General features: G+C 43.4%; 12 protein-coding genes. All 12 read left to right on the top strand.

Annotation, left to right across the window (positions count from 1 at the left end; all coding sequences use genetic code 11):
- Nucleotides 1-276 precede the first annotated feature (276 nt).
- The 12 genes from ltrA (at nt 277) to HMPREF9943_RS04985 (ending at nt 15636) form a co-directional block, all read left to right on the top strand.
- Nucleotides 277-2136, top strand: a complete 1860-nt coding sequence (gene ltrA / locus HMPREF9943_RS05035) for a group II intron reverse transcriptase/maturase (protein WP_004802691.1) — start codon at nt 277-279, stop codon at nt 2134-2136.
- A 104-nt stretch (nt 2137-2240) separates the two neighbouring features.
- The gene (locus HMPREF9943_RS09860; RefSeq protein ID WP_081602229.1) at nt 2241-2387 is read left to right on the top strand and encodes a Maff2 family mobile element protein; all 147 of its coding nucleotides are present in this window, start codon (nt 2241-2243) and stop codon (nt 2385-2387) included.
- Nucleotides 2388-2398: 11 nt separating this feature from the next.
- Nucleotides 2399-3268, top strand: a complete 870-nt coding sequence (locus HMPREF9943_RS05030; protein WP_004802689.1) for a VirB6/TrbL-like conjugal transfer protein, CD1112 family — start codon at nt 2399-2401, stop codon at nt 3266-3268.
- A gap of 18 nt (nt 3269-3286) precedes the next feature.
- Nucleotides 3287-3832: an MT-A70 family methyltransferase gene (locus tag HMPREF9943_RS05025; protein WP_081602228.1), complete on the top strand. Its 546-nt coding sequence runs from the start codon at nt 3287-3289 to the stop codon at nt 3830-3832.
- 16 nt (nt 3833-3848) lie between these two features.
- Nucleotides 3849-4244, top strand: a complete 396-nt coding sequence (locus HMPREF9943_RS05020; protein ID WP_004802685.1) for a PrgI family protein — start codon at nt 3849-3851, stop codon at nt 4242-4244.
- The gene (locus tag HMPREF9943_RS05015; protein ID WP_004802681.1) at nt 4201-6606 is read left to right on the top strand and encodes a VirB4-like conjugal transfer ATPase, CD1110 family; all 2406 of its coding nucleotides are present in this window, start codon (nt 4201-4203) and stop codon (nt 6604-6606) included. The genes HMPREF9943_RS05020 and HMPREF9943_RS05015 overlap by 44 nt, the downstream gene beginning before the upstream one ends.
- Nucleotides 6603-7520, top strand: a complete 918-nt coding sequence (gene dcm, locus HMPREF9943_RS05010; RefSeq protein ID WP_004802679.1) for a DNA (cytosine-5-)-methyltransferase — start codon at nt 6603-6605, stop codon at nt 7518-7520. Before HMPREF9943_RS05015 ends, dcm begins: the two co-directional genes overlap by 4 nt.
- On the top strand, nt 7517-9424 hold the full coding sequence (locus tag HMPREF9943_RS05005) for a CHAP domain-containing protein (protein ID WP_004802677.1): 1908 nt from the start codon (nt 7517-7519) through the stop codon (nt 9422-9424). Before dcm ends, HMPREF9943_RS05005 begins: the two co-directional genes overlap by 4 nt.
- Before the next feature lie 26 nt (nt 9425-9450).
- Nucleotides 9451-9702, top strand: coding sequence for a DUF4315 family protein (locus HMPREF9943_RS05000; RefSeq protein ID WP_004802674.1), 252 nt, complete (start codon nt 9451-9453; stop codon nt 9700-9702).
- Nucleotides 9692-10360 (top strand): DUF4366 domain-containing protein, encoded by a 669-nt coding sequence (locus tag HMPREF9943_RS04995; RefSeq protein ID WP_004802673.1) that lies wholly within the window; start codon nt 9692-9694, stop codon nt 10358-10360. Before HMPREF9943_RS05000 ends, HMPREF9943_RS04995 begins: the two co-directional genes overlap by 11 nt.
- Nucleotides 10361-10554: 194 nt before the next feature.
- A complete protein-coding gene (locus HMPREF9943_RS04990; RefSeq protein WP_004802669.1) occupies nt 10555-12636 on the top strand; it encodes a DNA topoisomerase 3 in 2082 nt (693 codons plus the stop codon).
- A 120-nt stretch (nt 12637-12756) separates the two neighbouring features.
- On the top strand, nt 12757-15636 hold the full coding sequence (locus HMPREF9943_RS04985) for a YodL domain-containing protein (RefSeq protein WP_004802668.1): 2880 nt from the start codon (nt 12757-12759) through the stop codon (nt 15634-15636).

Genomic DNA, 15636 nt, shown 5'->3' with positions numbered 1-15636 from the left:
CTAAACGTATTCAAAGATAAGATTGTCGGAACGTGGTAAGCCGGGAACATGGAAGCAGTCTAATGCTAATGAAGTGTTGAATGGGAAAATGACTGTAAAAACAGCATATAACCATTCTTTATCTCGGGGAAAGTGGTGGCACAGTACCTATGAAGCGAAAATAATAAGTTCGTGGAGGGATAGCCACCAGTCACAGGAAAGTACAAGAACTGAAATTAAGACAAACATAGCTTCGAGTATGACAAAGAAAATCAAATCCGAAAGGAGATGGTGACTGTGTCCACTTCGAAACAAACACTGAAACAAAGCAAAATCCGTTATACGGAATACTATGACTTGCAAAAAGTCCTTGATGATTTATATGAAGATAGTAGTAAGAATAAAATATTTTCAAATTTAATGGAGTTGATAACTTCAAGAGAAAATATAAAACTTGCCTATCGCAGTATCAAAGGGAACAAAGGCAGTCATACAGCCGGAGTAGATGGCAGAACAATAAAACATCTATCAAGGCTAAATGAAGAAAAATACATTTCTCTCATACAAAAACAGTTTCATTGGTATAAACCACGCCCTGTAAAGAGAGTGGAAATGCGAAAGTCTAACGGGAAAATCAGACCTTTAGGAATACCGACTATTGTAGACAGAATTGTACAACAATGTATCTTGCAAATATTAGAGCCGATATGCGAAGCCAAGTTTCATGACAGCTCCTATGGGTTTCGACCTAACAGGAGTACGGAACACGCTATCGCAGAATGTGCAAGACTAATGCAGATACAGCACTTACACTATGTAGTTGATATTGATATACAAGGATTTTTTGATAACGTATATCATGCAAAGCTCATAAGGCAGCTTTGGAATTTGGGAATCCAAGACAAAAAGTTACTTTGTATCATTAAGGAAATGCTGAAAGCAGATATTGTTATGCCCGATAAAGAGGTAATTACACCAACAAAGGGAACACCACAAGGCGGAATATTATCACCGCTACTATCTAATGTAGTCTTGAACGAATTAGATTGGTGGGTTTCTTCTCAATGGCTGACAATACCCACGCATTATCCATATAAACAGAGAACGAACAGTCAAGGAACAGAGATAAAAAGTCATACCTACAGAGCTTTAAGAACAAGCAACCTAAAAGAAATATATATTGTAAGGTATGCTGATGATTTTAAGATATTTTGCCGTAATTACTACGATGCAAAAAGAACTTATCAGGCAGTTACAAAATGGTTGCAAGACAGATTAAAACTAAATGTGAGTGAAGAAAAATCTAAAATAACAAATCTAAAACAAAGGTATTCGGAGTTCTTAGGCTTCAAGCTTAAGGTTAAACCAAAAGGCAAAAAGTTTGTTGTACAGTCGCATATAAATGATAAGGCACTGAAAAAGGCAAAAGAAAATATTTCTAAATGTGTTGCGGATATAAAAAGACCTGCAAATGAAAAGGAACAGTACAAAGCAATAGCTAAGTATAATGCTACTGTTTCAGGCTTGCATAATTATTATCAAATAGCAACAAATGTGAGTTTGGACTTTGCTAAAATAGCCTTTCACATTAAAAAGCAGATGAACAACAGACTGGATATTAAAACCAGTGGAACACTAAACAAAGGATTTATCAAAGAAAAATATGGAAAAAGTAAACAGCTTCGCTTCCTTAATGGACATCCGTTAATTCCAGTTGGATATATCAGGACAAAGGACGCAAAACACAAGAAAAAGGTTGTAAATAAATACACTGTAAAGGGCAGAGCTTTCATTCATAAAAATCTACAAATTGATGTAGATACACTTGTCTGGCTGATGAAGCACCCTGTGCTTGATAAAAGCATAGAATTTGCAGACAACAGAATTTCGCTCTTTGCAGCTCAATATGGCAGATGTGGAGTAACAGGAATAAAACTTACACCAAACGATATACATTGCCATCACAAGATACCGCTTGAACAAGGCGGTACAGACAGTTACAGCAACTTAATTCTTGTTACGGAGGCAGTTCATATACTCATCCATGCAACAAAAGAAGATACAATCCAAAAATATATAAAAGAGCTTGGCTTAACGCTCAAGCAGATTGAGAAATGTAATAAGCTTAGAAAAATGGCAGGATTGCCACTAATTTAGAGAAAAAATAATTTGTTACGAAGTGTGTAAGTCTTAGTTAAAACGTGAAAATCTTTCTTGTGATGGAACGCCGTGTGCGGTGAAAGTCGCATGCACGGTGTGAAGTGGGGGAAAATCCGGAGATAACATCAAAGGATTACCTATCACTATCGGGCGCTAAATCACAGGGAATCAAGCAGCTTATGGCAGGAGGAGGCGTTGCCCTTATCGGTACAACACTTGTTCCGCTTCTTCGCGGACTGTTCGGATAAGGAGGTAACACGTGCAGAGCATACTTGATGCAATCGATGAATGGATCAAGGAAATTTTAATTGGATCCATTCAGGAAAATCTTGAAGCTCTGTTCGGAGATGTCAACGAAAAGGTAGGAACCATAGCGGCAGAGGTAGGCAAGACCCCGCAGGGCTGGAACGGCAGCGTATTTTCCATGATAAAAACCTTGTCGGAAAATGTGATCGTCCCCATTGCGGGGCTTGTCATTACCTATGTTCTTTGCTACGAGCTGATCAGCATGATTATTGATAAAAATAATCTGCACGAGTTGGACACCTTTATGTTTTTTAAGTGGTTTTTCAAGGCGTGGGTAGCGGTATTTATCGTTACCCATACCTTTGATATTACCATGGCGGTATTCGATGTGGCGCAGCACGTTGTATCGGGCGCATCCGGCGTTATCAGCTCGGACACAAGCATTGATGTGGCATCCTCTCTTACCGCACTACAAGGAAAGCTGAAGGATATGGAAATACCGGAGCTTTTACGGCTTTCCATAGAAACCGGACTTGTGAGCATTTCGATGAAAATCATGTCCGTTTTTATTACCGTTGTCATCTACGGCAGAATGATAGAGATCTATTTAGTCTGCTCCGTCGCCCCGATTCCATTTGCCACTATGACAAATAAAGAATGGGGACAGATCGGAAACAACTATCTGAAAAGCTTATTCGCACTCGGTTTTCAGGGCTTTTTAATCATGGTATGCGTCGGAATATATGCTGTCTTGGTAAAGGCTATGACCGTATCGGACAACCTGCATACCGCGATATTTTCTCTTGCGGCATATACCGTGCTGCTTTGCTTTATGCTCTTAAAATCAAGTGCCATTTCAAAATCAATTTTTGGAGCGCATTAGCCCTAATACAAAGGAGGTATCAAAACAATCAGTAAAAAATACAGCATTATCTATGCCGATCCGCCATGGAAATACGAAAGAAGCAAAGTACAGGGCGCGGCGGAAAATCACTATCCCACCATGAGCATAGAGGAGCTTTGTACGCTTCCCGTTTCTGAAATCGCGGAAAAGGACTGCGTACTTTTTTTATGGGCTACTTTCCCGCAGCTTAAAGAAGCCCTGCAGCTAATTAAGGCATGGGGCTTTCAGTATAAGACGGTCGCTTTTGTATGGCTGAAAACAAATAAAAAGGCTGGAACATGGTTTTACGGGCTTGGCTTTTGGACGAGAGGAAATGCGGAAATCTGCCTACTTGCAACGAAAGGTCATCCCAAAAGACAGGCGAAAAATGTTCATCAGCTTATCATAAGCCCCATTGAAGCACACAGCAAAAAGCCGGATATAGCAAGAGAAAAAATCACAGCCCTTATGGGAGATCTCCCTAAAATAGAGCTTTTTGCAAGGAAGGAAAGTCCCGGATGGGATATATGGGGAAACGAAGTAAAAAGCAATATTACGCTTTAACGGAAAGGAGGCTTTTATGGCGTATGTACCCGTACCAAAAGACTTAACAAAGGTTAAAACAAAGGTCGCCTTTAACCTTACAAAAAGGCAGATCCTTTGCTTTACGGCAGCCTTAATTTTAGGGCTGCCTGTTTTCTTTCTCCTAAAGGGAAGCGCAGGAACAAGTCTTGCGGCTTTTTTCATGATTTTAATCATGCTTCCCTTTTTTCTCTTTGCCATGTACGAAAAGCACGGACAGCCCCTTGAGGTAGTCCTAAAGCATATCGTGCAGACAAAGTTTATCCGAAAGAAAGAGCGTCCATACAGGACGAGAAACTATTATACCCTTTTAATAAAGCAGAGAAAACTTGAAAAGGAGGTATTTCATATTGTTAAAGGACAAAACAAAGGAAAAAAACAGCGTAAAAAATAAAAGAAAGCTCACAAGAAGCGAGAAAAAGCAGATTGCAGAACTTATCCGAAAAGCAAAGCCGGAAAAGAAAGCTTCTTCCGCACAGGAGAGCATCCCCTATCTTTCCATGCACCCGGACGGGATATGCAGAGTAACAGAAAACAGATACAGCAAGTGCATTTCCTTTTCCGACATCAATTATCAGCTTGCAGGTGCGGATGAAAAAACCGCCATCTTTGAAAACTGGTGTGACTTTCTGAACTACTTTGATTCTTCTGTGGATGTGCAGCTTTCCTTTATCAATCAGGGAAGCCACGGAGAAGCAAAGAACGCAATCGAAATTCCGGCAAAAGAGGATGCCTTTGACGCCATAAGAAGTGAGTATCAGACAATGCTTTCCGATCAGCTTTCCAAAGGAAACAACGGTCTTGTAAAACTGAAATTCGTAACATTCAGCGTAGAAGCGGAAAATATGAGCGCGGCAAAGGCAAGGCTTAACCGCATTGAAACGGATATGTTAAACAATTTCAAGGTGCTTGGCGTAAGCGCTCATTCCATGAACGGATATGAAAGGCTGGAAATCATGCACGGCATTTTTCACCCGGAGGGAGAACCCTTTTTCTTCTCTTGGGACTATCTTGTGCCGTCAGGATTATCGACAAAGGATTTTATCGCGCCGTCCTCTTTTTACTTCGGAGAAGGCAGAACCTTTCGCATAGGAAAAAAGCTTGGCGCGGTAAGCTTTCTTGAAATCTTAGCCCCGGAATTAAACGACCGCATCCTGTCCGACCTTTTGGATTTGGAAACGGGAATGATTGTAAACCTGCATATCAAAAGCATCGATCAGGCGGAAGCAATCAAAACCATAAAAAGAAAAATCACCGACCTTGACAAGATGAAGATTGACGAGCAGAAAAAAGCAGTACGCTCCGGCTATGACATGGACATCATCCCGTCCGACCTTGCCACATACGGAGGCGAGGCAAAAAATCTCTTACAGGATTTACAGAGCAGAAACGAGAGAATGTTTCTTGTTACTTTTCTTGTGGTGAATATGGCGGATAGCAAAAGAAAGCTGGACAACGATGTTTTTGCCGCCGCAGGAATTGCACAGAAATATAACTGTGCTTTAACCCGCCTTGACTTTCAGCAGGAAGAAGGCCTGATGTCAAGCATCCCGCTTGGAATAAATGAAATTGAAATTCAAAGAGGGCTTACTACCTCAAGCACCGCTGTATTCATTCCCTTTATCACGCAGGAGCTTTTTCAGGGAGGAGAAGCGCTTTACTACGGACTTAACGCTCTTAGTAACAACATGATTTTATGTGACAGAAAGCAGCTGAAAAACCCCAACGGTCTGATTCTTGGAACGCCCGGTTCCGGTAAATCCTTTGCGGCAAAGCGTGAAATTACAAACGCCTTTTTAATCACAGATGATGACATCTATATCTCCGATCCCGAAGCCGAGTATGCCCCTTTGGTAAACAGCCTTTTAGGACAGGTCATCCGCATTTCTCCCACAAGTAAAGAATATATCAATCCGATGGATATAAACTTAAATTACAGCGAGGATGATAACCCTCTTGCCTTAAAATCGGACTTTATCCTTTCCCTTTGTGAGCTTGTAGTCGGAGGAAAGGAAGGACTTGCACCTGTGGAAAAAACGGTCATAGACCGTGCGGTAAGAACGGTTTACAGGGACTTTCTTGCAGACCCTCTGCCGGAAAGGATGCCTGTTTTGGGAGATTTATATGAGGAGCTTTTAAGACAGCCGGAACCGGAGGCGGAAAGAGTTGCGGCAGCCCTTGAGCTTTATGTAACAGGTTCTCTTAATGTATTTAACCACCGAACCAATGTAGAGCTTAATAACCGCCTTGTCTGCTTTGATATAAAGAGCCTTGGAAAGCAGTTAAAAAAGCTTGGAATGCTCATTGTGCAGGATCAGATATGGAACCGCGTTACCATAAACAGAGCAAAAAAGAAAGCAACCCGCTACTACATGGACGAATTTCATCTTCTGCTTCGTGAGGAACAGACCGCCGCATACAGCGTTGAAATCTGGAAGCGTTTCAGAAAATGGTCAGGAATCCCGACAGGGATCACGCAGAATGTCAAGGATCTCTTATCCAGCCGCGAGGTAGAAAATATCTTTGAAAACAGTGACTTTGTGCTGATGCTTAATCAGGCGGTAAGCGACAGAACTATCCTTGCAAAGCAGCTTAATATTTCTCCTCAGCAGATGAAATATGTAACCCATACGGAATCCGGCGAAGGACTTCTCTTTTACGGAAATGTGATTCTGCCATTTGTAGATCATTTCCCGAAAGATACAAAGCTTTACAAGGTTATGACGACAAAGCCGGAGGAAGTGAGCGGCGAATGAAGAAACTAACCCATTTCAGCCTGTTTACCGGAATCGGAGGAATCGACCTTGCGGCGGAAGCCGCAGGCTTTTCTACCCTTTGTCAATGTGAATGGGCGGACTTTCCGAATGCCGTATTAAAAAAGCATTGGCCGGATGTTCCGCGTTTTCAGGATATTACCACAGTTACAAAGGAGGCATTTATTGAAAAAACAGGACAAGACAGTGTTACCCTCATATCCGGGGGCTTCCCATGTCAGCCCTTTTCCGCCATCGGAGCAAAAAAGGGCTTTACAGACCCCCGTTATCTCTGGCCGGAAATGTGCAGAGTTATTAAAGAGCTGCACCCCCATTTCGTGCTTGGCGAAAATGTTGCTAACTTCATCAATATGGGGCTCAACAAAACGATTTTTGACTTGGAGAAAGCGGGATATGCCGTTTGGACATTCGTACTTCCTGCTTGTAGCGTCGGCGCGTGGCATGAACGCAAGCGAACTTTTATCGTGGGGGCAGATGTTTCCTACGCCCCTTGCTTCCGACACGGGAACGCGTCCGAAAGTGCCGCAGGTAGTCCTATCTCCTGCGGGCTCCTTTCGCAGAAAGAAGAAAACGGGGCACTGGTCAGCGAATCTTTCAGAAGCAATCTATTATCTGGAAAAGGATGCAGCACCCAATCTTCGCTTCAATCCGGAGTGGGCGGAGTGGCTGATGGGATTCCCGCGAGCATGGACGGAAATTTCCTCTGGATAACGGAGCCCACGGACATACCGAGGCTTACGGAAGATAAGAAAGACAGAGTAAAGCGCTTAAAGGCTCTTGGTAATGCCGTTGTTCCCGCACAGGTTTACCCGATACTCAAATACATTGCAGATATTGAGCTTGGACGCTGCAAAAGCACTTGCGTCTTTTCAGGAAAGGAAGGTGGTGCAATTTGAAAGAACCTCTAAAACCCCGCGATAAATTCAGGCAAAAAATGAGCCGGGACGGACTTTTAAGAGAAAACATGACAACCGGAGAAACGGAAAACATATCAGCGAAAGCAAAAGAGAATCCACAGCCGGATAATGTGATAAATGAGGATGTTACTTCGGAAAAAATCCCGAAAAGAAAATCCTCAAGGCTTACCTTTACCGAGGAAGAAAGAGCCGTTCCGGAGCTTCAAAGATATATTAAAAAATCCGATCAGGCGGCGGATCGTCTTGATAAGGCAATGGATAAAATCCCAAAGAAAAAGGCTCTTTCCTTTGACCGTGAATTTGATGAAAGATCAGGCAAAGGAAAATCAAGGCTTCACTTTGAAGAAAAGGAAAAGCCTATCGGAAAAGGAAAAGGCAGAAACCCTCTTTCTCCTGCCCTTGATGAAGCCGGCGCCTTTGTGCATAAGAAAATCCATGAAACGGAGCATGACAATGCAGGCATTGAAGCAGCCCACAAAAACGAAAAAGCCGCAGAAACACTTGGAAGATTCAGCGTAAGAAAGGCAAGAGAAAATTACAGAAATCAAAAGCTAAAGCCCTACCGCAAGGCAAGAAAAGCGGAAAAAGCCGCTGAAAAGGCAAATGCAAGGTATTTCTATAAGAAAGCCATGTATGAAAACCCGAATCTGTCATCTGCAAACCCCGTTAGCCGTATGTGGCAGAAAAGGAAGATAAAGAAGAAGTATGCGGCGGAGCTTCGCAAGAAAGGTAAGGACGCGGCAAAGGCGGCAAGGAAATCCGCGGAAAAGACAAAACAGGCAGGCTCATTTGTTATAAGGCATAGACGGGGAGTTGCAATTTTGATAGCTCTGCTTCTCATATTCGTTCTGATTTTTACCGGCTTATCTTCCTGTTCCTCTCTTTTATCGGGAGGCTTTAACGGAATTTTAGGCACAAGCTATACATCCGAGGACAGCGATCTTGTGGCGGTGGAAAATGCCTATGCCGCTATGGAAAATGAACTTCAGGGGAAAATAGATAGTGTAGAAAAGGATTATCCCGGCTATGACGAGTATAAATACGAGCTTGACGGCATCGGGCACAACCCCCATGAGCTTGCTTCCATCCTTACGGCAAAACATCAAAGCTATACCCTTTCCAAAGTGCAAGCGGACTTACAGAAGATTTTCACAAAGCAGTATTCTTTGACATTAAAAGAAGAAATCGAGGTGCGCTACAAAACAGAAACCCATACCGATCCGGACACTGGAGAAACCACGGAGGAAGAAATCCCGTACAACTATTACATTCTTCACGTAAGACTGAAAACAACGCCGCTTTCAGATATTGCAAGAGAAATCCTAAATGAAGAACAGCTTAAAATGTACCGCGTCTATCTTGAAACCAGCGGAAACAAACCTCTTGTATTCGGCGGAGGCTCCCCTGATGGAAGCGCATCGGAGGATTTAAGCGGCGTTCATTTTGTAAACGGCACCCGCCCCGGAAATCCGGAGCTTGTAAATCTTGCAAAAAAGCAGGTCGGAAATGTAGGCGGCTATCCTTATTGGAGCTGGTACGGCTTTAACGGACGTGTGGAATGGTGCGCCTGCTTTGTATCTTGGTGCTACAACAAGGCAGGAAAAAGCGAACCGCGTTTTGCAGGCTGTCAGTCGCAGGGAGTCCCTTGGTTTACCTCTCATGGTCAATGGGGAAACCGAGGTTATAAAAATATCGCACCGGGCGATGCCATTTTCTTTGACTGGGACGGCGACGGTGGCGCGGATCATGTGGGAATTGTTATCGGAACGGACGGAAGCCGAGTTTATACCGTTGAGGGAAATTCGGGTGATGCCTGCAAAATAAAGAGCTATGACTTAAATTCCGGCTATATCAAAGGCTACGGTCTTATGAACTGGGATTAAGCAAAAATGAAAGGAGAAAAACATTTATGACAAACAAGAAAGTCCTGAAAATCGAAAAGGAAATTCAAAAGATCCGTGAGAAAATCACGGAGCAGCAAGGCAAGCTAAAAGAGCTTGAAATGCAGAAAACGGAGGCGGAAAACCTTGAAATCGTGCAGATGGTAAGGTCGCTTCACATGACCCCTGCCGAGCTTTCCGTATTTTTGGCAAAGGGCGTGATCCCTGATGCACCAGCAGATGAAAATGAGTTTATGGAGGATATAGAAAATGAAGAATAAAATTTTGATGAGAATAACGACAGCTCTCTTTGCCGCCCTGATCATTATGGGCGGCTTTTCTATTCCCGCTTATGCAAACGGCGGCGGTGAAGCTACCAATGACAGCAATGTAAAAACAGAGGAAAAGAAAGAAGAAAAAACGCCCCTTACCCCGGACGGCAACATGAGCCTTGTGGATAATGTCAAGGGAGATGCCACAAAGGACAAGGAATTTATCATTGTAAAAAGCAAGGGAGGAAATTACTTCTATATCGTAATCGACCATGCGGCGCAGGGAGAAAACACGGTTCATTTCTTAAATCAGGTGGATGAAAAAGACCTGCTTTCCATTATTGATGAAAAGGACAGCCTGAGTGCAAAGCCGGAGCTTCCAAAGCAGGAGGAGAAGAAAGAGCCGGAGACGGAAAAAGAAAAGCCGGAAGAAAAACCGGAAAAAAAGAACCCTGCCGGAATGATTGTGTTATCTCTTATTCTCATTCTTGGACTTGCAGGCGGTGCTTTCTATTATTTCAAGATTCTAAAGCCGAAGCAGAATGTAAAGGGTACAACAGAGCTTGACGAATTTGATTTTGAGGACTATGAGGACGATTTCACGGATGAAGATAACGAGGACGGCGAGGAAGCTTTAGAAGAAGCAGAGCCGGATGAAACAGTATGACATGGTTTACAGACAGTATCTATGAACGACTTATGACAGAAAAACCGAAATGTGGGCGGCCCGAAAAAGAGCTGCCTGCTTCCTTTTTCTCAAAATGTGAGGGCTGCCCTTACAGGGGAACGTCCCCATGCATCGGGTACTGTATCAGGAAAATAAAAGAAAAAAGCGAACCGGAGCTTTAGAAAGGATCAGATATGAAACTTATTATATGTGAAAAACCGAGTGTCGGAATAGCGATTGCGTCCGCACTTGGAATCGAAACGAAAAAAGACGGATATATGGAAAGCGAGGACTTTCTTGTGTCTTGGTGCATCGGACACCTTGCAGAGCTTTCCGAGCCGTCCTGTTACGGAAAGTGCTATGAAAAGTGGAACCTTGAAGCCTTACCCATCCTGCCTGAAACATGGCAGCTTACTATCTCAAAGGATAAGGAAAAGCAGTTTTCAGTATTAAAGGCACTTCTTTTTAAGAGCGATGTTACCGAGGTGATAAACGCCTGCGACGCCGGACGAGAAGGAGAACTCATTTTCCGCTTTGTTATGGAAAAAGCAGGCTGCAAAAAGCCGGTAAAAAGACTTTGGATTTCTTCAATGGAAGAAAGTGCGATCCGAAAAGGTTTTGAAAGCTTAAAAGACGGAGCGGACTATGACAGCCTTTACAGATCGGCTCTTTGCAGAGCAAAGGCGGACTGGCTTGTCGGAATCAACGCAACCCGCCTCTTTTCCCTTTTATATAGCCATACTCTAAATGTGGGACGCGTGCAGAGCCCGACCCTAAAAATGCTGGTGGATCGAAGCGAGGCGATTATGAGTTTCAAGAAAGAAAAGTATTACCATGTCCGCCTTGCTTTAGGAGATGCGGAAGCCGTCAGCGAAAAATTTTCAGATAAGGAAGCGGCAGAAAAAATAGCAAAGACTTGCAAAGGAAAAACGGCAGTCTGCACTTCTCTTACCTCTGAAAAAAAGGAAGCACTGCCGCCGAAGCTCTTTGATCTTACCGCACTTCAAAAGGAAGCAAACCGCATTTTCGGTTACACCGCAAAGCAGACCCTTGACCTTGCACAAAGCCTTTATGAAAAGAAGCTTCTAACCTATCCGAGAACGGACAGCAATTATCTGACAGACGATATGAAAGAGACGGCGGAGGCGGTTATCCGTACTCTTTTATCAAAGTTTTCCTTTATACAGGGCGTAAAACTTATTCCGGAAATTACAGGACTTCTTAACAGCAAGAAGGTGTCGGATCATCATGCCGTGATTCCTACAATGGAGCTTGGAAAAACGGAACTTTCCATGCTTCCTGAAAGTGAGCGAAACATTCTCTTTCTTGCAGGTGCAAGGCTTCTTATGGCTTGTGCTTCTTCCCATATTTATGAAACGGCGACGGCTACATTTAGCTGCGAAGATTATACCTTTACGGCAAAAGGAAAAACGGTTTTATCTTCCGGCTGGAAAGAAATTGAAGACCTCTTTCTTATGAGCCTGAAAGAAAAGCAGAATAAAGAAGATGAAAAAGAGCTTCCGGCATTTTGTGAGGGAGAAAGCTTTGAAAGCTTTCCTGTAAAGATTACGGAGCATGACACACTTCCCCCAAAGGCATACACGGAAAGTACGCTTCTATCTTCCATGGAGCGCGCAGGAAACAAGGAAACCACAGAGGATGCGGAGCGTAAAGGCTTAGGTACTCCCGCCACCCGTGCAAGTATCATCGAAAAAATCATAAAGGCAGGCTTTGTTACGAGAAAGGGAAAGCAGCTTATCCCGACCAAAGATGGAATAAACCTTATCTCCGTGCTTCCCGAAACGCTTACCTCTCCGCTTCTTACAGCCGAGTGGGAAAACGAGCTTTCAAGGATTGCAAAAGGAGAAGCGGATGCGGACAGCTTTATGAAAAAGATTGAAGCACTTACAAAAGAGCTTATAAAAAATGCGGACGCTGAAAAAGTAAAAGCAAAACTTTTCAAGCAGGAAAAAACCGTAATCGGCTTATGCCCGCGCTGTCAAAATCCCGTTTATGAGGGAAAGAAAAACTATTATTGCAGTAACAGAGATTGCAACTTTTCCATGTGGAAGAATGACCGCTTCTTTGAGGATAGGAAGATCACTTTTACACCAAAGATAGCAGTTGCACTACTCAAAGATAAAACAGTAAAGGTAAAGAATATCTACTCTCACAAAACAGGTAAAACCTATGACGGTAATGTGGTTCTTTCAGATACCAAAGATAAGTATGTGAACTACCGTATTGAGATAGAGAGGAAGAAAGAAGAAGAATAGCAAGCATAGGAAAGGGGTACCCTTTCCGTGAAAAATCTCCGTTTTCCGCAGTTGCGGCAGCGGAGATTTATATTTTCCGGGATAGTCCCAGACCCTTAGAAATCGAAAGGAGAAAAATTTATGCCATATATGGAACAAACGGAAGAAATAAAAGAAGTTACGCCCATTGTCCTGACCTCTGAAAATCAAAAGGACAGATTAAAAGAAATCACGGATCGTTTGGAGCAGGGAATATTAGAAGTTTTTGAAAGCGAAAGGTACAAGGAATATCTTCGCGTCATGTCAAAATTTCATCATTACAGCTTTAACAATACGATGCTGATTGCCCTGCAAAAGCCCGACGCTTCCCTGATTGCAGGCTTTAGCGCGTGGAAAAATACGCACGGAAGAACGGTCAAAAAGGGAGAAAAAGGAATCCGCATTATCGCTCCTGCACCCTTTAAGGTAAAGCAGGAAATGGAGAAGCTTGATCCGAAAACCAATATGCCACTTGTCGGAGCGGACGGAAATGCAATTATCGAAGAAAAGGAAATCACCATCCCTGCCTACAAGGTGGTATCGGTGTTTGATGTATCACAGACGGAGGGAAAAGAGCTACCCTCTATCGGAGTAGATGAGCTGACAGGCGATGTGTCGCAGTATGAGGATTTTTTTACAGCACTGAAAAAGGCTTCTCCCGTTCCGATTGCTCTTGAACATATCGAGGGAAGCGCTCACGGCTACTATCACCTTGCGGAAAAAAGAATTGCGATTGACGATAACATGAGCGAGCTGCAAACCTTAAAGACCGCCATTCACGAAATCGCCCACGCAAAGCTGCACGACATTGACTTAAATGCACCGAAAGAGGAAAAGGAAAATCGCCCGAACCAGCGTACCCGTGAGGTTGAAGCAGAAAGCATCGCCTATACCGTATGCCAGCACTACGGGCTTGATACTTCCGATTATTCTTTCGGGTATGTTGCAGGCTGGAGCAGCGGAAAAGAACTGTCCGAGTTAAAGGGCTCCCTTGAAACCATCCGTCTTGCCGCATCGGAGCTGATCGACAGCATAGACGGGCATTTTAAGGAGCTTCAAAGGGCAAGAGAAAATGAGCTTTCAGAAAAAGAAACAGAATTGCCTTTGCAGGAAGAAAAACAGGAAACAGCTTACCTGCTTGAAAACGGAAACTATCTTTATATTCAAACCTGCGAAACAGGCTATGACTATACTCTGTATCAACCGGACTTTACAGACCTTGACGGTGGGCAGCTTGATAATCCGGAAATCTCTATTGAAAAAGCCCGTGATGAAATCCTAAAAATGCACGAGCTTTCAGGGCAAGGCTTAACGGAACTTTCCATAGATGATTTTGAGAAAATGCAGGAAGAAGCTTCACAGGAAAAGGAATCTGAAATACAGGTAAGGTACTACCCAATCAATGAAGCCGCAGCAAAAAGGGCAAAGGAAATGAACAGCTTTTCCGACTACACGGCGGGAAGTGCAACCCTTGAATACAAAAGCCTTGTGGATCAGGCGGCGGAAATTGCCGAAAATCAGAAAAAGAGAGTTGATCCGTCCTTTCACGGTAAAATCGACGCCCTGCTTGATACCTATTCAAGAAAGCTTGCCGAAAATATGAATAGCGGATTTGCGATTGATGCCCGCGTTCCCTCTGTACTGATTGCGGGAGGCTCTAATTTCCCTGTGCGAAAAAAGGAAAAGCAAAACGCTGCCCGTGATAAGAACTACAAAGAATGGAAAGACATTCAGGGACTTCTTGAAAAAATCAGAAGCACCGGAATGGGCGGAATCAGTGCAGACGATCCGGATGCTGTAAAGAAATTAAATGCAAAGCTTGAAAAGCTGACAAAGGCGCAGGAAACCATGAAGGCGGTCAACGCCTATTACCGAAAGCATAAAACCCTTGAGAGCTGTCCGGACCTTGACAGCGAAGCTACCCAAAAGCTAAAGGCAAGAATGGAAATCAGAGGCGTTCAGGATAAGCCCTATCCGACTTGGGCACTTTCCAATAACAATGCGGAAATCAGAAGAATTAAAGACCGTATTCAAAGCCTTTCCGTAAATAAGGAAGAGCTTTACACAGGCTGGGAGTTTGCAGGAGGAAAAGCCGAAATCAATGTAAAGGATAACCGCCTGCAGCTTTTCTTTGACGATAAACCGGACGGCAAAATCAGAGATGAATTAAAGGCAAACGGTTTTCGCTGGTCGCCGAAAGCTTCTGCGTGGCAAAGACAGCTTAATTCCAATGCAATCTATGCGGCGGATGCTGTCAGCAGCATAAAGCCCCTTTCGGGAGAACGCGTAATAGAGCTTCAAAGAAATTTCAGAAAGGAAGAAAGAAAAGAAGCACAGCCGGAATATATCTATAAGGCACAGGAGGAAGTTGCTGAAAAAGATACCTTTCAGATCTATCAGCTAAAGAGAGGAGAAAATACAAGAGAGCTTCAATTTGAATCCTACGACCGCTTAAAAGAATCGGGGCAGACACTTAATCCGGATCATTATGTCAAGGTTTATGAGGCAGAGCTTACAAAAGGACTTTCTCTTGAAGATATTTACACCCGCTTTAATATTGATCATCCAAAGGATTTTTACGGACATAGCCTTTCCGTTTCCGATGTGGTCGTGCTTCATAAGGACGGAAAGGACAGCGCCCACTATGTTGACCGTTTCGGTTACAAGGATGCAACGGAATTTCTGAAACCGCAAAATTACTTAAAGCATGTGGAGGATATAGTAGAGCAAAACGACAATAATTTTGACGGGATTATCAACAATACTCCGAATGCGCCTACCGTAAGTGAGCTTGAACAAAAGATAAAGGCGGGAGAAGCTATTTCCCTTACCGAGCTTGCAAAGGCGGTTAAGGTGGAAAATCGCAACACTTCTGAACCGGAGAAAAAGCCGTCTATCAGGGAGCAGCTAAAGGAAGCAAAGAAACAGTCTGAACAGAAAAAACATAACACGAAAATAAAAAATCATGAATTGGAGGTATAG

This window comes from Eggerthia catenaformis OT 569 = DSM 20559, from assembly GCF_000340375.1.
GTDB classification, from domain to species: domain Bacteria; phylum Bacillota_I; class Bacilli_A; order Erysipelotrichales; family Coprobacillaceae; genus Eggerthia; species Eggerthia catenaformis.
This window is presented reverse-complemented; position numbering and strand designations above follow the sequence as displayed.